Source organism: Streptomyces sp. NPDC018019 (genome assembly GCF_044327805.1).
GTDB lineage: Bacteria > Actinomycetota > Actinomycetes > Streptomycetales > Streptomycetaceae > Streptomyces.
In genome coordinates this window covers 116,370-137,565 of the sequence record NZ_JBIRGD010000005.1, presented here as the reverse complement: position 1 = coordinate 137,565, position 21,196 = coordinate 116,370, and the positions used below count along the sequence as shown (strand labels likewise).

The 21,196-nt window shown below is 73.3% G+C and carries 19 protein-coding genes and 1 riboswitch; of the genes, 11 read left to right on the top strand and 8 right to left on the bottom strand.

Annotation, left to right across the window (positions count from 1 at the left end; all coding sequences use genetic code 11):
• Nucleotides 1-15 precede the first annotated feature (15 nt).
• Both ACH4FX_RS10660 and ACH4FX_RS10655 read right to left on the bottom strand, forming a co-directional pair.
• Entirely contained in the window at nucleotides 16-1,470 is a 1,455-nt protein-coding gene (locus ACH4FX_RS10660; protein ID WP_398477268.1) for a trehalose-6-phosphate synthase, read from the bottom strand.
• 138 nt (nucleotides 1,471-1,608) lie between these two features.
• Entirely contained in the window at nucleotides 1,609-2,556 is a 948-nt protein-coding gene (locus tag ACH4FX_RS10655; RefSeq protein ID WP_398477266.1) for a glucosyl-3-phosphoglycerate synthase, read from the bottom strand.
• 163 nt (nucleotides 2,557-2,719) lie between these two features.
• Nucleotides 2,720-2,872: riboswitch (SAM riboswitch) on the top strand.
• A gap of 17 nt (nucleotides 2,873-2,889) precedes the next feature.
• On the opposite strand from ACH4FX_RS10655, the gene thrC reads away from it, so the two are divergent.
• The 6 genes from thrC (at nucleotide 2,890) to ACH4FX_RS10625 (ending at nucleotide 9,901) form a co-directional block, all read left to right on the top strand.
• Nucleotides 2,890-4,179, top strand: a complete 1,290-nt coding sequence (gene thrC, locus ACH4FX_RS10650) for a threonine synthase (RefSeq protein ID WP_398477264.1) — start codon at nucleotides 2,890-2,892, stop codon at nucleotides 4,177-4,179.
• 60 nt (nucleotides 4,180-4,239) lie between these two features.
• On the top strand, nucleotides 4,240-4,518 hold the full coding sequence (locus tag ACH4FX_RS10645) for a MoaD/ThiS family protein (RefSeq protein ID WP_398477262.1): 279 nt from the start codon (nucleotides 4,240-4,242) through the stop codon (nucleotides 4,516-4,518).
• 433 nt (nucleotides 4,519-4,951) lie between these two features.
• Nucleotides 4,952-5,155: a cold-shock protein gene (locus ACH4FX_RS10640; RefSeq protein WP_003986833.1), complete on the top strand. Its 204-nt coding sequence runs from the start codon at nucleotides 4,952-4,954 to the stop codon at nucleotides 5,153-5,155.
• Nucleotides 5,156-5,520: 365 nt separating this feature from the next.
• Nucleotides 5,521-7,143: a chaperonin GroEL gene (groL, locus tag ACH4FX_RS10635; RefSeq protein ID WP_030022296.1), complete on the top strand. Its 1,623-nt coding sequence runs from the start codon at nucleotides 5,521-5,523 to the stop codon at nucleotides 7,141-7,143.
• 226 nt (nucleotides 7,144-7,369) lie between these two features.
• A complete protein-coding gene (locus ACH4FX_RS10630) occupies nucleotides 7,370-8,224 on the top strand; it encodes an SDR family NAD(P)-dependent oxidoreductase (protein ID WP_398477260.1) in 855 nt (284 codons plus the stop codon).
• Nucleotides 8,225-8,395: 171 nt separating this feature from the next.
• Nucleotides 8,396-9,901, top strand: a complete 1,506-nt coding sequence (locus ACH4FX_RS10625) for an alanine/glycine:cation symporter family protein (RefSeq protein WP_398477258.1) — start codon at nucleotides 8,396-8,398, stop codon at nucleotides 9,899-9,901.
• Between the two features lie 22 nt (nucleotides 9,902-9,923).
• On the opposite strand, the gene ACH4FX_RS10620 is transcribed toward ACH4FX_RS10625, so the two are convergent.
• From ACH4FX_RS10620 to ACH4FX_RS10610, 3 genes are all read right to left on the bottom strand, one after another.
• Complete coding sequence (locus ACH4FX_RS10620) at nucleotides 9,924-11,471, bottom strand: PTS transporter subunit EIIC (RefSeq protein ID WP_398477256.1); 1,548 nt, start codon at nucleotides 11,469-11,471, stop codon at nucleotides 9,924-9,926.
• Between the two features lie 62 nt (nucleotides 11,472-11,533).
• Entirely contained in the window at nucleotides 11,534-12,493 is a 960-nt protein-coding gene (gene murQ / locus ACH4FX_RS10615; RefSeq protein ID WP_398477254.1) for an N-acetylmuramic acid 6-phosphate etherase, read from the bottom strand.
• Between the two features lie 92 nt (nucleotides 12,494-12,585).
• Nucleotides 12,586-13,533 (bottom strand): MurR/RpiR family transcriptional regulator, encoded by a 948-nt coding sequence (locus ACH4FX_RS10610; protein ID WP_398477252.1) that lies wholly within the window; start codon nucleotides 13,531-13,533, stop codon nucleotides 12,586-12,588.
• Nucleotides 13,534-13,678: 145 nt separating this feature from the next.
• Here ACH4FX_RS10610 and ACH4FX_RS10605 point away from each other — a divergent pair, with 145 nt between their 5' ends.
• Both ACH4FX_RS10605 and ACH4FX_RS10600 read left to right on the top strand, forming a co-directional pair.
• Entirely contained in the window at nucleotides 13,679-14,041 is a 363-nt protein-coding gene (locus tag ACH4FX_RS10605) for a hypothetical protein (protein ID WP_398477250.1), read from the top strand.
• A gap of 1 nt (nucleotide 14,042) precedes the next feature.
• Nucleotides 14,043-14,315: a DUF4031 domain-containing protein gene (locus ACH4FX_RS10600; protein WP_398477248.1), complete on the top strand. Its 273-nt coding sequence runs from the start codon at nucleotides 14,043-14,045 to the stop codon at nucleotides 14,313-14,315.
• Between the two features lie 72 nt (nucleotides 14,316-14,387).
• Here ACH4FX_RS10600 and ACH4FX_RS10595 read toward each other — a convergent pair whose 3' ends face one another.
• Complete coding sequence (locus ACH4FX_RS10595) at nucleotides 14,388-15,662, bottom strand: Cmx/CmrA family chloramphenicol efflux MFS transporter (RefSeq protein ID WP_398477246.1); 1,275 nt, start codon at nucleotides 15,660-15,662, stop codon at nucleotides 14,388-14,390.
• A 171-nt stretch (nucleotides 15,663-15,833) separates the two neighbouring features.
• Between ACH4FX_RS10595 and ACH4FX_RS10590 the strand changes: the two genes are divergently transcribed.
• Together ACH4FX_RS10590 and ACH4FX_RS10585 are read left to right on the top strand one after the other, a co-directional pair.
• Nucleotides 15,834-16,304: a DUF2243 domain-containing protein gene (locus ACH4FX_RS10590; RefSeq protein ID WP_398477244.1), complete on the top strand. Its 471-nt coding sequence runs from the start codon at nucleotides 15,834-15,836 to the stop codon at nucleotides 16,302-16,304.
• Nucleotides 16,301-17,119, top strand: a complete 819-nt coding sequence (locus ACH4FX_RS10585) for a cytochrome c oxidase assembly protein (protein ID WP_398477242.1) — start codon at nucleotides 16,301-16,303, stop codon at nucleotides 17,117-17,119. The genes ACH4FX_RS10590 and ACH4FX_RS10585 overlap by 4 nt, the downstream gene beginning before the upstream one ends.
• Here ACH4FX_RS10585 and ACH4FX_RS10580 read toward each other — a convergent pair.
• Entirely contained in the window at nucleotides 17,106-17,837 is a 732-nt protein-coding gene (locus tag ACH4FX_RS10580) for a hypothetical protein (RefSeq protein ID WP_398477240.1), read from the bottom strand. The genes ACH4FX_RS10585 and ACH4FX_RS10580 overlap by 14 nt on opposite strands.
• Nucleotides 17,838-18,021: 184 nt before the next feature.
• On the opposite strand from ACH4FX_RS10580, the gene ACH4FX_RS10575 reads away from it, so the two are divergent.
• The gene (locus ACH4FX_RS10575) at nucleotides 18,022-18,726 is read left to right on the top strand and encodes a copper homeostasis protein CutC (RefSeq protein ID WP_398477238.1); all 705 of its coding nucleotides are present in this window, start codon (nucleotides 18,022-18,024) and stop codon (nucleotides 18,724-18,726) included.
• A gap of 143 nt (nucleotides 18,727-18,869) precedes the next feature.
• On the opposite strand, the gene ACH4FX_RS10570 is transcribed toward ACH4FX_RS10575, so the two are convergent.
• A complete protein-coding gene (locus tag ACH4FX_RS10570; protein WP_398477236.1) occupies nucleotides 18,870-20,987 on the bottom strand; it encodes a HelD family protein in 2,118 nt (705 codons plus the stop codon).
• Between the last annotated feature and the right edge of the window lie 209 nt (nucleotides 20,988-21,196).

Genomic DNA, 21,196 nt, shown 5'->3' with positions numbered 1-21,196 from the left:
GGGGCCCCGGCTCCGCTACTGCTCCAGCGCCCGCAGCTGCTGGAGGAACCACCGGTCCGGCGGCAGCGCGGTGGCCGCCGCGGCCAGCCGCTTCGTGCGCTCGGCCCGCTCGCCGTCCTCCAGGGACAGCGCCTCGTGCAGCGCGTCGGCGGTGCCGGTGATGTCGTACGGATTGACGCAGAACGCGTCGTCGCCCAGCTCCGCGTACGCCCCGGCCTCACGGGACAGCACCAGCGCGCAGCCCCGCTCCGAGACCACCGGGATCTCCTTGGCGACCAGGTTCATACCGTCCCTGATCGGGTTGACCAGCGCCACGTCGGCGATCCGGTAGGCGGCCAGCGACCGTGCGAAGTCGTCCTTCACGTGCAGCACCACCGGCTGCCAGCCCGGTGTGCCGAACTCGGCGTTGATCTCCTCGGCGAGCCGCCCGACTTCGTCCGTGTACGCGCGGTAGACCTCCAGGTCCTGCCGGGAGGGGTAGGCGAACGCCACGTGCACGACGCGCTCGCGCCACTCGGGGCGACCGGCCAGCAGCGCCCGGTACGCGCGCAGCCCGCGCACGATGTTCTTCGACAGCTCCGTACGGTCCACCCGGACGATCGTCCTGCGGTCCTCGCCGCCGATCTGCTCGCGCAGCGCGGCCAGCCGCTCGTCCACGTCCGGCCGGTGCGCCCGCTCCCGCAGGAACTCCGCGTCCGCGCCCAGCCCGTGCACGCCGAGCCGGGTCGTACGGCCCGCGTGGGTGACGCTCAGCCCGTCGTCCCCGTGCGTGACCTCGGCGCCCAGCACCGCCACGCAGCACTCCGCGAACGCCTCGGCCCAGCGGCGCGTCAGGAACGCCGCCCGGTCGCCGCCCAGCATCCCGAGCAGCACCGCCTCGGCCACGTCGTCCGGCAGCATCCGGAAGTAGTCGGCGGGCGCCCACGGCGTGTGCGAGAAGTGCCCGATGCGCAGGTCGGGGCGGCGGGCGCGGAGCAGGCCGGGGACCAGCGCGAGGTGGTAGTCCTGCACCAGCACCACGGCACCGGGCGCGGCCTCGTCGGCGAGCGCGTCCGCGAAGGCCGCGTTGTACGCCTCGTACGACGCCCACCGGGCGCGGAAACCCTCGTCGAAGGACGGCTCCAGCGGTGTCTGGTAGAGCAGGTGGTGGACGAACCAGAGCACCGAGTTCGCGATGCCGTTGTAGGCGTCGGTGAAGACATCGGCGGGGATGTCCAGCATGCGCACGTGCTGCCCGCCCGTGTCGGCGGTGTCCAGGTGGCCGCCGGCGCGCCGGGCGGCCACACGGTCGCCGTCCCCGAGGGCGGCGCACACCCACACCGCCCCGTCGGAGCCGATGGCGGAGAGACCGGAGACCAGCCCGCCGCCGCCCCGTTTGGCGGTGAGCGAGCCGTCCTCCCCCTTCGTGTACGAGACCGGGCCGCGATTGGACGCGACGAGAACCTGGGCACCAGAACGCGCGGAGACCATGCTGCGAGACTAGCCCGCGACAGATCCGCTCAAACGTGCGGCGCCCAGGGCGGACGTCACGGTTTTCCGCGGTGGCCGGCGAGGTACCCGGAGGGCTTCTCCGGCTCTGTGCCGGGAGCGCCCCGACCCGGCCCCGGCTCAGGCCGCGCGGCGCTCCGCGTACTCCGGTATCTCCGCCATCGGCGGCCGCTCCTCGGTGTCCACGTCCCAGGTGCGCGGTACGAAACCGGCCTCGCCGCGCTCGAACTGGGTCAGCCGCGGGCGCACCAGGTGGCCGCGCGCCAGCCGCAGCTGCGCGGTGCGGTAGATCGCCGCCGCCATCCGGCCGAGCGCCTGGCCGCCCTGGTGGCGGTGCTTGCGCACCCCGACGTCGACCTGGGCCAGCGCGTCCAGCCCGGCCGTGTGCAGCGCGTCGACCAGCAGGCCCAGCTCCACGCCGTAGCCCACCGGGAACGGCAGCCGCTCCAGCAGCGACCGGCGGGCCGCGTACTCGCCGCCCAGCGGCTGCACGAATCCGGCCAGCTGCGGCCAGTGCAGGTTCAGCAGCGGCCGGGCGACCAGCTCGGTGACCCGGCCGCCCTGCCCCGCCGCCTCGCCCAGCGGCCGGTCGTACATCCCCTTGACGAACTGCACGCCCGGGTCGGTCAGCAGCGGCCCGACGATCCCGGAGACGAACGTGGCGGAGAACTCGCGCAGGTCGGCGTCGACGAAGCAGACGATGTCACCGCGGGTGACCAGCAGGGAGCGCCACAGCACCTCGCCCTTGCCGGGCAGCGCGGGCAGCCGCGGCAGCACCTCGTCCCGGTGGACCACCCGCGCGCCCGCCTCGGCCGCGACCTTGGCCGTGCCGTCCGTGGACCCGGAGTCCAGCACCACCAGCTCGTCGACGAGCGGCACCGACGGTGTCATCAGCTCCGTACGGATCGCCTCGACGATCGCGCCGACCGTCGCCTCCTCGTCGAGCGCCGGCAGCACGACGGAGACCGTCTGCCCCGTCTCGCGCTTGGCGGCCAGCAGCCGGTCGAGCGGGCGGTCGGCGGCCGACCAGGACCGGCTGGCCAGCCAGCGCTCCACCTCTTCCAGCACCTGCGCGTCTCCTTCGTTCCCGGACCAGCGATGTGATCCATCTCGCGGTGCGGACGGCTGTCTCAACCGCCCGGCCCTTCGGCTACAGTCTTGAACAACGCGATCGCCCCGGACATGCCGGGGTCGCCGCGACAAACGCCTGGGCCCCGGCCCAGCGCCATACCGCTCATCCAGAGGGGCAGAGGGACACGGCCCGTTGAAGCCCCGGCAACCCTCCAGCCGTCTCGTCTCCGCGCCCGCCGCGGACCGCGGGGCTCCGGCTAGGGAAGGTGCCAATTCCGTCTCGTGGCGAGATGCGCCGCGAGGAAGATGAGGAGAAAGGGCCTCGCCTCCATGGCTGTGCAATCCCCCGAAAGCACCCTCTCCACCACGGTCTCCCTGGGCCCCGCCGTCGCCCTGTCCTGCCGCGAGTGCGGCGAGCGCTTCGACCTCGGACCGATCTTCGCCTGCGCCGTCTGCTTCGGGCCCCTGGAAGTGGCGTACGACCTGCCGGCGGGCGACCCCGAGGGGCTGCGCAAGCGGATCGAGGCGGGCCCCAACAGCATCTGGCGGTACGCGCCGCTGCTGCCCGTCCCCGCCGACGTGGCGGCCAAGCCCAACCTCAACCCCGGCCTGACCAAGCTGGTCAAGGCCGACAACCTGGCCCGCGAGCTGGGCGTCACCGGCGGCCTGTACGTCAAGGACGACTCCGGCAACCCGACCCACTCCTTCAAGGACCGGGTCGTCGCCATCGCCGTCGAGGCCGCCCGCGCCTTCGGCTTCACCACCCTGTCCTGCTCCTCCACCGGCAACCTGGCCGGCGCGGTGGGCGCCGCCGCGGCCCGCGCCGGTTTCCGCTCCTGCGTGTTCATCCCGCACGACCTGGAGGCGGGCAAGGTCGTCATGGCCGCGGTCTACGGCGGCGAGCTGGTCGGCATCGAGGGCACCTACGACGATGTCAACCGCTTCTGCTCGGAGCTGATCGGCGACCCGCTCGGCGAGGGCTGGGGCTTCGTCAACGTCAATCTGCGCCCGTACTACGGAGAGGGCTCCAAGACCCTCGCCTACGAGATCTGCGAGCAGCTCGGCTGGCGGCTGCCGGACCAGATCGTCATCCCGATCGCCTCCGGCTCCCAGCTCACGAAGATCGACAAGGGGCTGAAGGAGCTGATCGCGCTCGGGCTGGTCGAGGACCGGCCGTACAAGATCTTCGGCGCCCAGGCCGAGGGCTGCTCGCCGGTCTCCACCGCCTTCAAGGCGGGCCACGACGTGGTACGGCCGCAGAAGCCGGACACCATCGCCAAGTCGCTGGCGATCGGCAACCCGGCCGACGGCCCGTACGTGCTCGACATCGCCCGGCGCACCGGCGGCGCCGTCGAGGACGTCACCGACGCGCAGGTGGTCGACGCGATCAAGCTGCTGGCCCGTACGGAGGGCATCTTCGCGGAGACCGCCGGCGGGGTGACCGTGGGCGTCACCGAGAAGCTGATCGAGAACGGCCTGCTCGACCCGGCGCTGACCACCGTCGTGCTGAACACCGGGGACGGCCTCAAGACGCTGGACGCGGTCGCGCCGACCACCGGGCCGACGGCCACCATCCGGCCGAGCCTGGACGCGTTCCGCGCGGCCGGCCTGGCGGGCTGACCGCCACCCGTCCCGTCCCTCCCTCCCGCATCCCGCCCGCAAGCCGGAAGGCAGAACACCATGAGCGTCAACGTCCGCATCCCGACCATCCTGCGCACCTACACCGGCGGCCGGGCCGAGGTGCCCGCCGAGGGCGCGAACCTCTCCGAGGTCATCGCGGACCTGGAGAAGAACCACTCCGGGATCGCGGCGCGCGTCCTGGACGACACCGGCAAGCTGCGCCGCTTCGTGAACGTCTACGTCAACGACGACGACGTGCGCTTCGAGCAGGGCCTTCAGACCCCGACCCCGGACGGCGCGGGCGTCTCGATCATTCCGGCGGTGGCCGGCGGCTGCTGAGCGCCAGGAAGCCGTAAGGATTCTTTCCGGCCCTTTCCGGGGCCGACGGCCGGAATCGCCCCGTCCGCCACGAAGCGGACGGGGCGATTCCGTGTTGTTAAAGGCGATACAGTTGTGGTGATCCCTCGTCGTACGCGTGCCGAGCGCAGAGAAGACCCCGGCAAGTTGTGGGCGAAGTGTGGACATGAATTGTCGCGTTGGTGAGCTATGCCCGGCCCGACTTGCCCAGGAGTATGGGCATATATCCGCATTTTTGCGATTGTTCGCACGCAGAATTCTCGTCCGATTGACCTGTTGCGCTGGGCAGTTGGACAGATACATTCAGCGGCGGTCGACGCGTTCCGGCGCACACCCCCTCCTGTCGGGGGGTGAGGTCTGACCCGGGTCCGCGGAGTGCGGTCCTGTGCAAGGGCCAGTAATAGGGGAGTTAGGCATGGCTCAGGGCACCGTCAAGTGGTTCAACGCGGAGAAGGGGTACGGCTTCATCGCGGTCGACGGTGGTGCGGATGTTTTCGTCCACTACAGCGCGATCCAGATGGACGGCTACCGCACCCTTGAGGAGGGCCAGCGGGTCGAGTTCGAGATCTCGCAGGGCCAGAAAGGGCCGCAGGCGGACATGGTCCGCGTGGCCGGCTGAAGCGCCGACCGACTGCTGCGTACGAGGGTCCGCGTCTCCTTGGGGAGGCGCGGACCTTCTGTATGCGGCCCGGACGCCGCGGGGCGCGCCGGGCCATCCGGCCGTGCCCGGTTTGACGGTTGTCGCGCCGGGGGAGAGCTCTCGCCAACGCGCTTGCACTCTCGTGGGTCGAGTGCTAATCATTGCGTTAGCACTCTACGAGTGAGAGTGACAGCTAAGGACCGACTCGGTGAGGTCGGCGGGCCGGTGGGGCAAGGAACCACAGGGTCGCAGACCGTCCGTCGCGGGCGCCAGCGCGGTCCGGAGTATCCACCCTCCCCCAGACTCCGTCCGGGGGGACCCCCAGTCCGGGAGGACCACTTCACATGGCCAAGATCATCGCGTTCGACGAGGAGGCACGGCGCGGTCTCGAGCGCGGGATGAACCAGCTCGCCGACGCCGTCAAGGTCACCCTCGGCCCCAAGGGCCGTAACGTCGTCCTCGAGAAGAAGTGGGGCGCCCCCACGATCACCAACGATGGTGTGTCCATCGCCAAGGAGATCGAGCTCGAAGACCCGTACGAGAAGATCGGCGCCGAGCTGGTCAAGGAGGTCGCGAAGAAGACGGACGACGTCGCCGGTGACGGCACGACGACCGCGACCGTCCTGGCCCAGGCCCTGGTCCGCGAGGGCCTGCGCAACGTCGCCGCCGGCGCCAACCCGATGGCGCTCAAGCGCGGCATCGAGCGCGCCGTCGAGGCCGTCTCCGCCGCCCTGCTGGAGCAGGCCAAGGACGTGGAGACCAAGGAGCAGATCGCCTCGACCGCCTCCATCTCCGCCGCCGACACCCAGATCGGCGAGCTGATCGCCGAGGCCATGGACAAGGTCGGCAAGGAAGGCGTCATCACCGTCGAGGAGTCCCAGACCTTCGGTCTGGAGCTGGAGCTCACCGAGGGTATGCGCTTCGACAAGGGCTACATCTCGGCGTACTTCGCCACCGACATGGAGCGGATGGAGGCGTCGCTCGACGACCCGTACATCCTCATCGTCAACTCGAAGATCTCCAACGTGAAGGACCTCCTTCCGCTGCTGGAGAAGGTCATGCAGTCGGGCAAGCCGCTGCTGATCATCGCCGAGGACGTCGAGGGCGAGGCCCTGTCGACCCTGGTCGTCAACAAGATCCGCGGCACCTTCAAGTCCGTCGCGGTCAAGGCCCCGGGCTTCGGCGACCGCCGCAAGGCCATGCTCGGCGACATCGCCATCCTCACCGGTGGCACGGTCATCTCCGAGGAGGTCGGCCTCAAGCTGGAGAACGCCGGTCTCGACCTGCTCGGCCGCGCCCGCAAGGTCGTCATCACCAAGGACGAGACCACCATCGTCGACGGTGCCGGCGACAGCGAGCAGGTCCAGGGCCGCGTCAACCAGATCCGCGCCGAGATCGAGAACAGCGACTCGGACTACGACCGCGAGAAGCTCCAGGAGCGCCTGGCGAAGCTGGCCGGCGGCGTGGCCGTCATCAAGGCCGGTGCCGCCACCGAGGTCGAGCTCAAGGAGCGCAAGCACCGCATCGAGGACGCCGTGCGCAACGCGAAGGCGGCCGTCGAGGAGGGCATCGTCGCCGGCGGTGGCGTCGCCCTGCTGCAGGCCTCCTCGGTCTTCGAGAAGCTGGAGCTGGAGGGTGACGAGGCCACCGGTGCCGCCGCGGTGAAGCTGGCGCTGGAGGCCCCGCTCAAGCAGATCTCCGTCAACGGCGGCCTCGAGGGCGGCGTCGTCGTGGAGAAGGTGCGCAACCTGGCCGTCGGCCACGGTCTGAACGCCGCGACCGGCGAGTACGTCGACATGATCGCCGAGGGCATCATCGACCCCGCCAAGGTCACGCGCTCCGCGCTGCAGAACGCCGCGTCGATCGCCGCGCTGTTCCTGACCACCGAGGCCGTCATCGCCGACAAGCCGGAGAAGGCCGCCGCGGCTGCTCCGGGCGGCATGCCGGGCGGTGACATGGACTTCTGATCCTCCCGGATCACCTGTCCTTGGTTCGCCGGGGCGGTACCCCTCCTCCCAGGGGGGTGCCGCCCCGGCGGCGTTTTCGGGCCCGGCAGGCGCCCGGGACCGGCGCGCGTCCGGGTCCGTGCCCGGCGGGCGCCCGGCTCCGTACGGCTGAGGTCCGACGGTCGGGCACGGCGGTTGGGTACGGCGGTCCTTGCGTGGCCCCCGGGTGACGGGTACACGAACCCCCATGACGACTCGAAACGGGCAGACCGCCCGACCGGACCGGTTCGACGCGGACACCGTCGCGCTGATCACCGGCGGCAGCAGCGGTGTGGGCCTGGCGGCCGCGCGGCGGCTGCTCGCGGACGGCGCGCGGGTGGTGGTGTGCGGACGCGACGCGCGCCGCCTCGACACCGCCGCCGCGCACCTGCGGGAACGGGCGGAAGCGGCGGTGACGGGCGGTGAGACGGCCGTCGCGGGCGGCAGCACGGGGGTGGCGGGCGCCGCCGCGGACCGGGTGCTGGCCGTACGGGCCGACACCGCCTCCGTCGCCGACCTCGACGCCGTGGTGCAGGCCGTGCGCGAGCGCTTCGGGCGCCTCGACATCATCTTCGCCAACGCCGGGGTGTACGCCGCGGCCCCCTTCGAAGAGATCACCGAGGCCGACTTCGACCGTGCGGTCGGCGTGAACTTCAAGGGCGTCTTCTTCACCGTCCAGCGCGCGCTGCCGCTGCTGCGGGACGGTGGCGCAGTCGTCATCAACGCCTCGTCGCTCATCCAGCGCGGGCAGGCGGACGCCACCCTGCACTCCGCGACCAAGGCCGCCGCGCACAACCTCGCGCGCACGCTCGCGGCGGCGCTCGCCGGGCGCCGTATCCGCGTCAACTCGGTCAGCCCCGGCTACGTCGACACGCCGATGTTCGCGGGCTCGGACATCGATCCGGCGGAGGCGGAGAGGCTGCGGGCGCAGACGGCGGCGGGCCGGTTCGCGCATCCCGAGGAGATCGCCGCCGCGGTCGCCTTCCTGGCCTCCGGCGAAGCGGCGTACGTCAACGGGCAGGACCTGGTCGTCGACGGCGGGCTGCACGGCTGCGCCCTGTGAGCGGGCACCGCCGGGCCGCCTCGGCGGTATGTCGCTTTCTGTGAGATACGGCATGTAAGGCGGCGCTGGTCCCGGTATGGACATGGCGGCCATACTTTCCGGAGCCTTGCCGGAAGGTGATCTTCCGGTACGGCCGCCCCCCGCACCCCGGACGCCCCCTTAAGGACGCCCATGAGCACGCTCGACTCCCTGATCGTCGCCGTCAACGACGGTCTGTGGACCTACCTGCTGATACCGCTGGTGGTCTGCGCGGGCCTGTATTTCACGGTCCGTTCCAAGGCCGTACAGCTGCGGCTCTTCCCGGAAATGCTGCGCGTGCTCAGGGACCGGTCGCAGCCCCGGGCGGACGGCTCCAAGCCGGTCTCGTCCTTCGGCGCCTTCACCATCTCCGCGGCGGCGCGGGTCGGTACGGGCAACATCGCCGGTGTCGCCACCGCCATCACCCTCGGCGGCGCGGGCGCGGTGTTCTGGATGTGGGTGATGGCGCTGATCGGCGGTGCCTCGGCCTTCGTGGAATCGGCGCTGGCACAGCTCTACAAGGTGCGCGACCGCGGCGGGTCCGGCACGTACCGGGGCGGCCCCGCGTATTACATGCAGCGCGGGCTCGGCAAGCGCTGGCCGGGGGTGCTGTTCGCGGTGGCGATCACCGTGACCTTCGGGTTCGTCTTCAACGCCGTGCAGTCCAACACGATCACGGCCGTGGCCTCCGGCTCCGTGCCCGGCGGCGGACCGGGCTGGTTCGCCCCGGCGGTCGGCGTGCTGCTGGCCGTGCTCCTGGGCCTCGCGATCTGCGGCGGCGTGCGCCGCATCTCGGCGGTCACGACCGTCCTCGTACCGGTCATGGCCGTCGTCTACCTGCTGCTGGGCGCCACGGTCGTCCTGCTCAACCTCGGTGATCTGCCGCGGGTGTGCGGCGACATCGTCGGCGGTGCCTTCGGCGTCAAGGAGCTGGCGGCCGGCGGGCTCGGCGCGGCGATCCAGCAGGGCGTCCGGCGCGGGATGTTCTCCAACGAGGCGGGTCTGGGCTCGGCGCCCAACGCGGGCGCGGCGGCCGAGGTCACCCACCCGGTCAAGCAGGGCCTCGTGCAGTCCCTCGGCGTCTTCTTCGACACCCTGCTGATCTGTTCGATGACCGCCTTCATCATCCTGACGACCGCCCCCGAGCCGGGCGGCCGGCGGGGCGCCGACCTCACCCAGTCCGCGCTGACCGACACGCTCGGCGGCTGGGCCGGTCACGTGCTGACGGCCATCGTCTTCCTGCTCGCCTTCAGTTCCATGATCGGCAACTACTACTACGGCGAGTCCAACATCGGCTTCCTGACCCGGCGCGCCTGGGTCCTGCCCGCCTACCGCGCCGTCGTCCTGGCCGTCGTCTTCCTGGGCGCGCTGGGCTCGGTCGGCGTCGTCTGGAACCTCGCCGACGTCTTCATGGGCCTCATGGCGCTGATCAACCTGCTCGCCATCCTCCCGCTCTCGGCGATCGCCTTCCGCCTCCTCGACGACTACACGGCCCAGCGCCGGTCGGGGCGGGACCCGGTGTTCACCGGCTCCCGCATGCCGGACCTGACGGGCGTGGAGTGCTGGCCGGACGAGCGGCCCGCGGCCGCGGTGGAGCGCGGGGAACGGGAGGACCGGGAGCGGGCGGTCGGGGCCCGGGCGGGCGCGGGCGTGCGCTGAGCCGCCGCGGCCGGGTGCCCGGTCAGACGGTGGTCGGCTGCTGGTCCGGGCGGGCGGCGTCCGGCCGGGACGCGGCCGGGGCATCGGCGCCGGGCGGTGGCGGGGCGGTGTTCAGCTCCGTCCGGGCCTGCTTGCCGAAGCCGAAGAAGTACGTGGCCAGGAAGCCGGCCGCGTAGCCGATGAGCAGGCCGAGGGCGTAGACGAGCAGGGTCGCGCCGAGGGACTGGTTGCCCTTGAGCAGGGGGAACAGGGCCCAGCCGGACGGGCCGATGGCGGTCGAGCCGACCGCCGTGCCGAGCTGGTTGAACAGGCCGACGAAGCCGCCGCCGAACGCGCCCCCGACGCAGGCGGTCACGAACGGGCGGCCCAGCGGCAGTGAGACGCCGTAGATCAGCGGTTCGCCGACGCCGAGGAAGCCGGCGGGCAGCGCGGACCTGATGGTCGTACGGATCGAGCGGTTGCCCGGCAGCCGGACGTAGACCGCCAGCGCGGCGCCCACCTGGCCGGCGCCGGCCATCGCCAGGATCGGCAGCAGGACCGTGTAGCCCTGCTGTTCGATCAGTGTGGTGTGGAGGGGGATCAGGGCCTGGTGCAGGCCGAGCATGACGAGCGGGAGGAAGAGGCCGCCGAGCAGGAACCCGGCCGCGGCGCCGCCGTGGGCGAGCAGCCAGGTGGCGCACGTGCCGATGGCGGTGGCGATCTCACCGGCCACGAACATCAGGCCGAAGAGCGTGACCAGGCCGGAGACCAGCACGGTCACGGTGGGGGTGACCAGGACGTCCAGCGCCTCGGGGACGTGCCGGCGGCACCACTTCTCGATCTGTACGGCGAGCAGCGCCGCGCCCAGCGCGCCCAGGACACCGCCCTGGCCCGGCGCCAGCTGGTGGCCGAAGGCGGTCACCTTGGCGACGCCCGCGTACATGATGATCGCGGCGACCGCGCCGCCCAGCACGGGCGTGCCGCCGAACTCCTTCGCGGTGTTGTGGCCGACGAAGACCGCGATCAGGGACAGGAAGCCGGAGGCGATGGCGGCCAGCGCCGGGACCAGGGCGGGCAGCACGCCGAAGTTGGTCAGCAGGCCGTTCAGGCCGGCGATGATGCCGCAGCCGATGAGGGCGGGGATCAGCGGTACGAAGATGTTCGCGATCCGGCGCAGGAAGAGCTTGACCGGGGTGGCGTTCCTGGCCTTCTGCCGGGCTTTCAGGGCGGCGCCCTGGGCGGCGAGTTCCTCGGCGGTGGGGGGTGCGGGAGCGGCGGGGGCGGGTGCCGGGGGTGTGGCGGGTGGGTCCTCCGGGACGGGCGCCGCGTCGCGCCCGGCGTCGACCAGGGCGGCGAACTCCGGGGTGACGCGGGCGACCGTGCCGGGGCCCAGCACGATCTGGTACGTGTCGTCCTCCACCACGCCCAGGACGGCGGGCAGTGCCTTCAGGGCGTCGTCCTGGACCAGCGAGCGGTCCGCGACGCCGAGGCGCAGCCGGGTCATGCAGTGGGTGACGGACGTGATGTTGGCGGCGCCGCCGACCAGGGGGAGGATCGCGGCGGCGGTGGCGCGGTTCTTCTCATCGGACATGGTGGTGCCTTGCTGTGCGGGTGTGCCGGGACGGTCCGGAGGCGGCGGGGCGCCCGGCCGGGTCAGCCGTCCTGAAGGGGCGGGGTGTGCAGTGCGGTGTGCAGGGCGGCGCGGAGGTGGCCGCGGGAGTCGGCCAGCAGCCGGGCCGCAGTCGGCCCGTCGACCCCGGCGAGCACGACGAGGATGGCGTTTTTGACCTCCCCGTCCGTGGCGGCGAGCGCGGCCTCGATCTCCGCGTCCCCGGCGCCGGTGGCCAGCGCCACGATGCGCCGCGAGCGGGCCCGCAGCTTCTCGTTGGAGGCGCGGACGTCCACCATCAGGTTCCCGTAGGTCTTGCCCAGCCGGATCATGGTGATGGTCGAGAGCATGTTGAGGACCAGCTTCTGCGCCGTGCCGGCCTTCAAACGGGTCGAGCCGGTGAGGAGTTCGGGGCCGACGACCACCTCGATGCCGTGGTCGGCGGCCGCGGCCAGCGCCGAGCCCGCGTTGCAGGACAGACCGACGGTCAGGGCGCCGCAGGCCGTGCGGGCGTGTTCGACGGCGCCGATCGCGTACGGCGTGCGGCCGGAGGCGGAGATGCCGACGACCGTGTCGTCGGCGGTCAGACCCAGCGCGTCCAGGTCGGCGGCGGCCAGGTCCGCGCGGTCCTCGGCGCCCTCGACGGCGGCGACCATGGCGGCGGGGCCGCCCGCGATCAGGCCCACGACCTCGGACGGGTCGGTGTTGAAGGTGGGCGGGCACTCGCTCGCGTCCAGCACGCCGAGGCGGCCGGCCGTGCCGGCGCCCGCGTAGACCAGCCGGCCGCCGCGGGCCATCCGCTCGGCGGTGGCGTCGATGGCGGCGGCGATGGCGGGCAGCTGGTCGGCGACGGCGGCGGGGACGGTGGCGTCCTCGCCGTTCATCGTGCGGGCGATCTCCAGCGTGGACAGCCGGTCGATCTCGGCCAGTTCGGGCCGGAAGGCTTCGGTGGTCAGGGTGTCCAGCTGGGCGCGCAGCTGGGCGTACTCGGCGGGGGAGGTCATGGCGGTGGCGGCTCTTTCCGGGCTCGTACGGCTCTGTACGGGGGAGTGGAGACGACGTGGCGGGAACCGGCGGACGACGGGTCGGCCGACGGTCAGCGGTTGGGGGCGCGGGGCGAGTGGCGGTGGGCGAGCGCTTCGTAGGAGGCGGACAGGGCGGGTGCGGCGGTCTCGTACGTACGCTGCGCGACCCCGACGAACAGGCAGTCCACGACGAGCAGCTGGCTGGTGCGGGAGGACATGGCGGCGGGGCGCAGCTCGCTCTCGCGGGCGGTGGAGGTGGTGAGGATGTGGTCGGCGTACGAGGCGATGTCGCCGTCCGGGCGGCCGGTGATCGCGATGGTCGTCGCGCCGTGGTCGAAGGCCACCCGCAGCGGCTCTATGACGTCGGTCGTGCGCCCGGAGTGGGTGATCGCGATGGCCACGTCACCGGCCCGCATCTGGACCGCGTTGGTCACGGCGAGGTGGGGGTCGGAGTGGGCGTGCGCGATCAGGCCGATGCGCAGCAGCTTCTGGACCAGGTCCTGGCCGACCAGGTTGGAGGCGCCTATGCCGTAGACGTCGATGCGCCGGGCGGCGGCCAGGGCGGCGACGGCCGCCTCCAGCTGCGTCAGGTCCAGCCCGGCCGCGGTGTCGGCCAGGCACTGCTGCTCCTCCTGGGCCAGCTTGGCGACCACGTCCGGGAGCGCGTCGTCGACCGCTATGTCGGCGGTGACGGCGGGCGCGCGGCCGGTGGCCTGCTGGGCGGCGAGGGCGGCCAGCGCGAGCCGCAGGTCGCGGTAGCCCGGATAGCCGAGCAGGCGGGAGGTGCGCACGACGGTGGCCTCGCTCGTGCCCGTACGGGCCGCGAGGCCGGTGACGGTGAGCGCGGCACAGCCGGCCGGGTCGCCCGCGACCGCCTCCGCGACCCGCTGCATGGAGCGGGTCATGGACGGTGCGAGCGTGCGCACCTTGGCGGCCAGGGCGGCGGGGGCGGGCGGACTCGGGGCGGGCCGGGCGCCGGCACCGGAGCCCTTGAAAGTTTCCTTCACATCAGGGCGCACAGCTGAAAACTAATTTCACCGCCGGTCCGCGTCAATACCCCGTGCGAACCTGTGGACAACCGTGCGGACGGGGTGCGAGCGCCGGGCCGGGCGGCCGGTGTGGACAGCCGGGGCGGTTGTCGGTGGTGCGGGAGAGAATGGGGGCATGGAGCTCGAACAGGCACTGCACGCGGCCCGTGCCCTGGTCCTCGCGGACCTGGTGGCGGGCGAGGTCGCCGACGCGGAGATCGTCTCGCTCGTCGAGGACTCCGTGACGCACCGCCGATGGTGGGTGCAGCAGTGGCCCGAGGGCGCCGCGTTCGTGGCCGGGCTGATAGCGCAGGACGTCCAGGACGCGCTGCTGGAGCGGTACGGCCGCTGGCCCCTGTGCCCCGTGTGCCTGCACGGCGGCGATCCCCACGCGCTGGACGTGGAGCCGGAGCTGGGCCCCGACCCGCACTGGGTCTGCCCCAAGACGGCGGTCTCGGTGGCCCCGGTCGGCTCGCTGGGCGCCACCGCGGGAGGCTGACGTGGCCCTCTTCATCGACCCGCCTACCTGGCCGGGACACGGCCGGATGTGGTCCCACCTGGTCAGCGACGTCTCGTTCGAGGAACTGCACGCGTTCGCGGAGCGGATCGGCGCCCCGCGCAAGGCGTTCGACCGCGATCACTACGACATACCGGCGGAGCGGTACGGGGACGCGGTGCGCGCCGGCGCCGCGGAGGTCGGCAGCAGGGAGCTGGTGCACCGGCTGCGTGCGGCGGGCCTGCGCAGGCCGAAGAGCCGGGAGACGAGCCGGTAGCGGCGGCGGGGGGTGGTGGACCGGCCCGGTGGGGGACGGACCGGTCCGGCGGGCCGGACCGGTCCGCGGCGGTCAGACCCGCTCCGCCGCCTCGTGCCGCGTGCGCCGCACGTCGTCCGAGGAGGCCACCAGCCGCGAAGCGCTCCGCGCCCGGTGCAGCCGGAGGGCCACCAGTGTGGTGACGACGCCCAGCGCCGCGAGCAGTGCGCCCGTCCAGGCGACCGCCGGGTAGCCCCAGCCCGCGCCGATGACCAGCCCGCCGAGCCACGGCCCGACGGTGTTGCCCATGTTGAAGGCGGACGTGGTGGTCGCGCCGGCCAGCGTCGGCGCGGCGGTCGCCACGTTGAACATCCGGGCGTTCAGGGCCGGTGCGGTGGCGAACGCGGTGACGCCCAGCAGCAGCGAGAGCGTGACGGCGGCGACGGGGCTGTGTGCGGTCAGGGCCAGCAGCGCCAGCACGGTCGCCGAGGCGCCGATGCCGCCGAGGATCGTGCCGAACGGGTGCGCGTCGGCGATGCGCCCGCCGACGAACGTACCGATCAGCGCGCCCACGCCGAACAGCGCCAGCACGGTCGGCACGCTGCCCTCGGACAGTCCCGCGGTGTCGGTCAGCAGCGGCGCCAGGTAGGAGAACAGCGCGAAGACCGCCGCACCGTTCAGCGCGGTGCCGATCAGCGCCAGCCAGACCTGCTTGTCCCGGTAGATGCTCAGCTCGCGGCGGAGCGCGGGGCGCTCGTCACCGGTCGGCACGGCGGTCCGCGGCACCAGCGCGACCACACCGATCAGGCCGATCGCGGACAGCGCCGCCACCGCCCAGAAGGCCGACCGCCAGCCCGCGTGCTGCCCGAGCAGCGCGCCGGCCGGCACGCCCGCGATGTTCGCGATGCTCAGACCGCCGACCATCACGGCCATCGCGCGGGCCCGCGCCGTGACCGGCACCAGCGACACCGCGACGGCCGCGCCGACCGCCCAGAACCCGGCGCAGGCGAGCGCGCTGACCACGCGCGAGGCGAACAGCACCCCGTACGACGGCGCCACCGCGCCGGCCACCTGCCCGAGGCCGAAGACGGTGAGCAGCGCGATCAGCGTGGTGCGGCGCGGCAGTTGGAGGGTGGCCCCGGCGAGCACCGGCGCGCCGACGACCATGCCGATCGCGAAGGCGGAGACCAGGAGCCCGGCCTGCGGAATGGACACCCCCATGTCCCGGGCGAGCGGCTGGAGGATTCCGGACAGCATGAATTCGCTGGTGCCGAGGGCGAAGACGGAGAGGCCGAGGACGTAGACGGCCAGGGGCATACGGGTGCGGGCGGGAGCGGGTGCGGAAGCGGGGACGGGATGGTCTGGCATGTCAGGCACGAACAGTGCCGACGCGCCTGACATTCCCGGTCGCGCGGTCCGGACCGGAACGGTACCGCCCGGTTCCGCGCCGGTGGCCGGGCCGCACCGCCCCCGCGTTTCACCCCCGGGGCCACGGGTACCCCGGCGGCTCCGCCCGGTCCACGACGCGAGGAGGTCCGCATGCGGTCGGTGCTCAGTGGCGTACTCACGGGGATCGGCACGGCTGCGTTCATCGACGAGACGGTGTTCCACCAACTGCTGCACTGGCATCATTTCTACGACAAGTCCACCACGGACGTCGGCCTGGTCTCCGACGGGCTCTTCCACGCGGGCAGCTGGCTCGCGATGGTGGCCGGCCTGGTGCTGTACGCGGACGTGCGGCGCCGCGGGACGCTGGTGCCCCGGGCGTGGTGGGGCGGCCTGTGCCTGGGGCTGGGCGGTTTCCAGCTCTACGACGGCACGTTCCAGCACAAGGGGCTGGGCATCCATCAGATCCGGTACGGCGTGGACCTGGCACCGTACGACTGGACGTGGAACGGGATCGCCGTGCTGCTCCTGGTGGCCGGCGCGCTGCTGCTCGTACGCGCCTCCCGTACGCCGTCACGCGCCTCCTCGCGTGACGAGCCGCACGCCGCCTCCCGCACCCGATGACGGCCGCCCTGCCCGCGCCCTTCACCGCGGCCGTCACCACCGCCGCCGTCCTGGGCTGCCTCGCGTACCTGGCCGCCGCGGCCCGGCTGCGCGCCCGTGGGGACGCCTGGCCGTTCGGGCGCGACGCGCTGTTCTGCGCGGGCGGCGCGGTGCTGGTGGCGGGCGTCGCCGAGCCCTGGGGCGCCGCGCCGCCGTTCACCGCGCACATGCTCACGCACCTGTGCGTCGGCATGCTCGCCCCGCTGCTCCTGGTGCTCGGCCGCCCGCTGACACTGCTCCTGCGCACCGCGCCCGTACCGCTGCGCCGCGGCCTGGTGACGCTGACCCGCTCGCGCTGGGCGACGCTCCCCGCCCTGCCGCCGGTGGCCGCCCTGCTCGACTTCGGCGGGCTGTGGCTGCTCTACCGCACCCCGCTGCTGTCCGTCAGCCACCACAGTCCCTGGCTGAACACGGCCGTGCACGTCCACATTCTGCTCGCCGGCGTCCTGTTCTCCTTCGGGCTGCTGGCCCTGGACCCCGTACGCCACCGCCCCGGCCCCGGCCTGCGGGCCGCCGTGCTGCTGGCCGCGGGCACGGCACACGCCGTCCTCGCCAAGTCCCTGTACGCGGCGGGCCCGCCGGGCACCGGCTTCGCCCCGGCCGACCTGCACCTGGCCTCGCAGGTCATGTACTACGGCGGCGACGCGGTCGAGCTGGCGCTGGCGGCCGTCGTGGCGTGGCAGTGGTACCGGTCCGAGGGGCGCGCCCTGCGGCGCGAGCGGCGCGCGGGGCGGCACGCGCCCCGCGGTGCGACGGCCGCCGCTACCCGGTGGTGAGCAGCTCCAGTTCGGTGGTCAGGTTGCGGCGGGCCACCCGCTCCCACTGCTGCTTGCCGTACGGCGTGCGGAAGAGGCTGTCCATGCTCAGGAGCTGGCGCAGTACCCCGGCGCGCCCGGCGCGGAACTCCCGGTCCGGGACGAACACGTACTCCTCGCGGACGGCGGCGGCGTAGGCCGCGTACTGCTCGGGAGCGCTCGCCAGGACCGCCAGGTCCGCGTCGCACAGGGCGGCGCCGTTGTGGTCGTCCGGGGCCGGGTCGTGGCTCGCGGTGAGCCGGACGAGCCGGGCGACCTCCGCCGTACAGGCTTCGCCGATGCCCAGTTCGGGCAGGGCGCGCTCGGCGAGGGAGGCGCTGCGCTCCTCGTTCTCGGAGCGTTCGGGCCGGTAGACGGCGTCGTGGAACCAGGCGGCGAGCCGGACGGCGTCCCAGTCCACGGGCACGCCGGCGTCCAGGTCGGTGGCGTGCACGGCCAGCTCGTCGATGCGGTCCAGGACGGCGATGAGGTGGCCGGTGGTGTGGTAGCGGCGCTGCGGCTCGGCCCAGCGGGCGAGCAGGTTGTCCGCGTACGGGGCCGGGTCGGGGTCCGCGGGACCGTCGCCGCCCCGGGCGCCGGCGACGGCGGTGGCCCAGCGGTGGTGCAGGTCCGGGAACGGGTCGGCACCGCCACCGTAGTGGATGTGCGACGTACCGGACGGAGGTGTCGTGCGAGCCATACGGGCCATTGTGCCCGCGCGGCGGTCAAGAGGGGGTTTCCGGTCGAACACCGGGGCGTTGTGGTCCCCGGGGGCGGGTCGGCCCGTACCCTGGATATTGGACTAGACCTGTCGTCCTCTCGCTGTCCGTGTCGGCATCCCGTCTCGTCCTGCTGAAGTCGTCACGTCGAAGGAATGGGGACCCATGACCAAGCGCGCACTCCTGGAGGTGATCGCGCTCGACGCCGCGGACGCGGTGGCCGCCCAGGCCGGCGGGGCGGACCGCCTCGAACTCGTCAGCGACATGGCCGCCGACGGCCTCACCCCGTCGCCGCGCACCGTCGCGGCGGTCCGGGCGGCCGTCGACATCCCGGTGCGGGTGATGCTGCGGGCCGCCGACGGGTTCGCGGCCGGCGAGGTGGACGCCCTGTGCGCGTCGGCCGCCGCGCTGCGGGCCGAGGGGGCGGAGGAGTTCGTCTTCGGCTTCCTCGACCCGGACGGCCGGGCCGACCTGGCGGCCGTCCGCGCGCTGGCCGGGGCGGTCGACGGCTGCCGGTGGACGTTCCACCGGGCCATCGACCGGGCCGCCGACCGCGACGCGCTGCGCAAGGAACTGGCCGGGCTGCCCGGCCTGGACACCTACCTGACGGCGGGCTCGCCCGCGGGCGTCGCCGACGGCCTGCCCACGCTGCTGGCCGAGCGCGCCCGTACGGCGGAGGGCGAGCCCGGGTACGAGCCCCGGCTCCTGGTCGGCGGCGGCCTGGTGCTCGCGCACCTGCCGGAGCTCCAGGCGGCCGGCGTGGACGCCTTCCACATCGGCGGGGCGGCACGCCCGTCCGGCTGGACCGCACCGGTGGACGCGGCGGCCGTGGCGGAGTGGCGGGGGGCGCTGGAGGGGGTGCCGGTCTAAGCGGACTGGGCAAGGGGGCGGGCCCGTACGGCGCGGGGCCGCCCCGTCTGCGTCTGCGGCCGGGACACGTGCGGCGGGCGCCGACGGCCGGTCCCGGGCCCGCTTCTGCTGGAGCTGATCCGCACCTCACCCGGCGGCCCGGCTCACCCGGCCGGCTGCGTGAGCTGCTCCGGCAGGCCGGCCGCGTGGACCACCGTCAGCCCGGAGACCGGGCGGGTCAGGCAGACGTACAGGCGGCGCAGGCCGGTGCGCTCGTCCGGTTCGCCGTCGACGATCGCGGCGGGCTCGTCCAGCACCACGTAGTCGTATTCGAGGCCCTTGGCGAGCGTGGCCGGGACCAGGGTGAGCCGGGCCTCCGCCGAGGTCTCCTCGCCCGGGGCCAGCACGGCCAGGCCCGCCGCCTCCAGCGCCGCGAGCAGCGCGGGCAGCCGTGCCTCGGCCGCGATCAGGCCGATCGACCCCTCCTTGGCCAGCGCCGCGTGGCAGGCGGCGATCACCGCGTCGTCCAGCTCCGCCGCCGGCACCTGCCGGATCGCGAAGTCGCCCGCCGACTCGCGGATGGAGGTCGCCTCGGTCAGGTCCGGGGCGATCGCGGGCAGCAGCCGCGACGCGTACGCGATCACCTCGCGCGGCACCCGGAAGCCCAGCGTCAGCTCCTCGATCCGCGCGCCCGGCTTTCCCAGGTGGGCCAGCGCCTCTTCCCACGTGTCGGTGGACCACGGGGTGGTGCCCTGCGCGATGTCGCCGAGGATCGTCGCCGAACCGGTCGTACAGCGCCGCCCCACCGCCCGGTACTGCATCGGCGACAGGTCCTGCGCCTCGTCCAGCACCACGTGGCCCAGGGAGTGCGTACGGGAGATCAGGTCCGCCGCCTCGTCGATCAGCACCGCGTCCGCCGCCGACCACTTGGCGCTCTTCACACTGCGGGCCGGCTTCGCCCACAGGATCGTCTTCTGCTCCTCCGGCGTCAGGACGCCCGCCGCCTGCTCGGCCAGGAACTCCGCGTCGCCCAGCAGCCGCAGCACCAGCCTGGCCGGATCGACCACCGGCCACACCTCCTTGACCACGGCCTTGACCGCCGCGTTGCGCGCCACCGCGTCCTGCACCCGGTCGTCCGGCGCCTCGCCCGCCTGCTCCATCCGTACGAGCACCGCGTGCGCGATCCGCTGCGGCAGCGCCTCACGGGCCGCGCCGTAGCGGATGTCGCGGCGCAGCAGCTCCTCGACGATCTCCTCGATCTCGTACGCGGGCACTCGCCAGCGCCGTGAGCCGCGCACCACCACACACGCCTCGGTGGGCTTGCGCACATGCGACCACACCGCCCGCCGCAGGACCTCCGCGAGCCGTGCGTCGCCCTTGACCGTCGCCGCCGCGGCGTCGTCCGTCCCCCGCACCTCGACGTGCGCCACCAGGTCGTCGACGGTGGCCTGCTTGACCTCCAGCTCGCCCAGCGCGGGCAGCACCTGCTCGATGTAGTGCAGGAACGAGCGGTTCGGGCCGATCACGAGCGTGCCGGAACGGGCGAGGCGCTCCCGGTGCGCGTACAGCAGGTACGCGACCCGGTGCAGGCCCACCGCGGTCTTGCCGGTGCCCGGCGCCCCCTGGACGCACACGGTGCCGCCGACCCCGGCGCGCACGATCTCGTCCTGCTCCGGCTGGATCGTCGCGACGATGTCGCGCATCGGGCCCACGCGCGGCCGTTCGATCTCGGACTGGAGCAGCTTGCTGTGCTGCTCGGCCTCCGCCGGATCGGCCAGGTGCTCGTCCTCGTACGCGGTCAGCCGCCCGCCGGTGTAGCCGAACCGGCGGCGCAGTTCGAGGTCCATCGGGTCCTTCTTGGAGGCCCGGTAGAACGGCTGCGAGACCGGCGCGCGCCAGTCGATGACCATCGGGTCGCCGTCGGCGTCGTGGACGTGCCGGCGGCCGATGTAGAAGCTCTCGCCCGCCGCGCCCTCGGCCGCCTCCGTACCCGGCGCGTGCAGGTAGTCGAGGCGGCCGAAGAAGAGCGGGGTGTCGGCCAGGTCGGCGAGCGCCTTGATGCGGGCCTCCACCTCGCCCTGGAGCACCTCGGCGTTGACCCAGTTCGCGGTGACGTCCGCGATGTCGAGCGACTCGGCGTCCCGGCGCATGGCGCGCAGCGCCGCGCGGGAGGCGGCGAGGTGGGCGCGTTCGCGCTCCAGGGGGTCCTGCCGGTCGGGCGCGGGGTCCTGGTCGCGGGCGTGGTCCTGGGCGGGCGCGTGGTCGTGGGCATGCGTGGGCACGGTGTTGCCTCCGGCGGATCCGGCTACGTACGGGCCTGACGGCGGACGTAGTCCTGGGCATGACGTCGCGGCTGCGTGACGCGGGAAGCCGGCCGGTTTCCGTGCGGCCGGTGGCACTCCGCTGAGGGAGGCGGGAAGACCGGCGATTGTAGCCAGCAGGTATCGGGGGCCGCCAATGGTTTTTTGCGGTCGGGCGGGCGCCGTTGCGG

Bases quoted from the DNA above. Each gene is read 5' to 3' on its own strand.
- ACH4FX_RS10660 (WP_398477268.1), bottom strand. From the start codon at position 1,470: ATGGTCTCCGCGCGTTCTGGTGCCCAGGTTCTCGTCGCGTCCAATCGC.
- thrC (WP_398477264.1), top strand. From the start codon at position 2,890: ATGGCTGTGCAATCCCCCGAAAGCACCCTCTCCACCACGGTCTCCCTG.
- ACH4FX_RS10645 (WP_398477262.1), top strand. From the start codon at position 4,240: ATGAGCGTCAACGTCCGCATCCCGACCATCCTGCGCACCTACACCGGC.
- ACH4FX_RS10640 (WP_003986833.1), top strand. From the start codon at position 4,952: ATGGCTCAGGGCACCGTCAAGTGGTTCAACGCGGAGAAGGGGTACGGC.
- groL (WP_030022296.1), top strand. From the start codon at position 5,521: ATGGCCAAGATCATCGCGTTCGACGAGGAGGCACGGCGCGGTCTCGAG.
- ACH4FX_RS10630 (WP_398477260.1), top strand. From the start codon at position 7,370: ATGACGACTCGAAACGGGCAGACCGCCCGACCGGACCGGTTCGACGCG.
- ACH4FX_RS10625 (WP_398477258.1), top strand. From the start codon at position 8,396: ATGAGCACGCTCGACTCCCTGATCGTCGCCGTCAACGACGGTCTGTGG.
- ACH4FX_RS10620 (WP_398477256.1), bottom strand. From the start codon at position 11,471: ATGTCCGATGAGAAGAACCGCGCCACCGCCGCCGCGATCCTCCCCCTG.
- murQ (WP_398477254.1), bottom strand. From the start codon at position 12,493: ATGACCTCCCCCGCCGAGTACGCCCAGCTGCGCGCCCAGCTGGACACC.
- ACH4FX_RS10605 (WP_398477250.1), top strand. From the start codon at position 13,679: ATGGAGCTCGAACAGGCACTGCACGCGGCCCGTGCCCTGGTCCTCGCG.
- ACH4FX_RS10595 (WP_398477246.1), bottom strand. From the start codon at position 15,662: ATGCCAGACCATCCCGTCCCCGCTTCCGCACCCGCTCCCGCCCGCACC.
- ACH4FX_RS10590 (WP_398477244.1), top strand. From the start codon at position 15,834: ATGCGGTCGGTGCTCAGTGGCGTACTCACGGGGATCGGCACGGCTGCG.
- ACH4FX_RS10585 (WP_398477242.1), top strand. From the start codon at position 16,301: ATGACGGCCGCCCTGCCCGCGCCCTTCACCGCGGCCGTCACCACCGCC.
- ACH4FX_RS10580 (WP_398477240.1), bottom strand. From the start codon at position 17,837: ATGGCTCGCACGACACCTCCGTCCGGTACGTCGCACATCCACTACGGT.
- ACH4FX_RS10575 (WP_398477238.1), top strand. From the start codon at position 18,022: ATGACCAAGCGCGCACTCCTGGAGGTGATCGCGCTCGACGCCGCGGAC.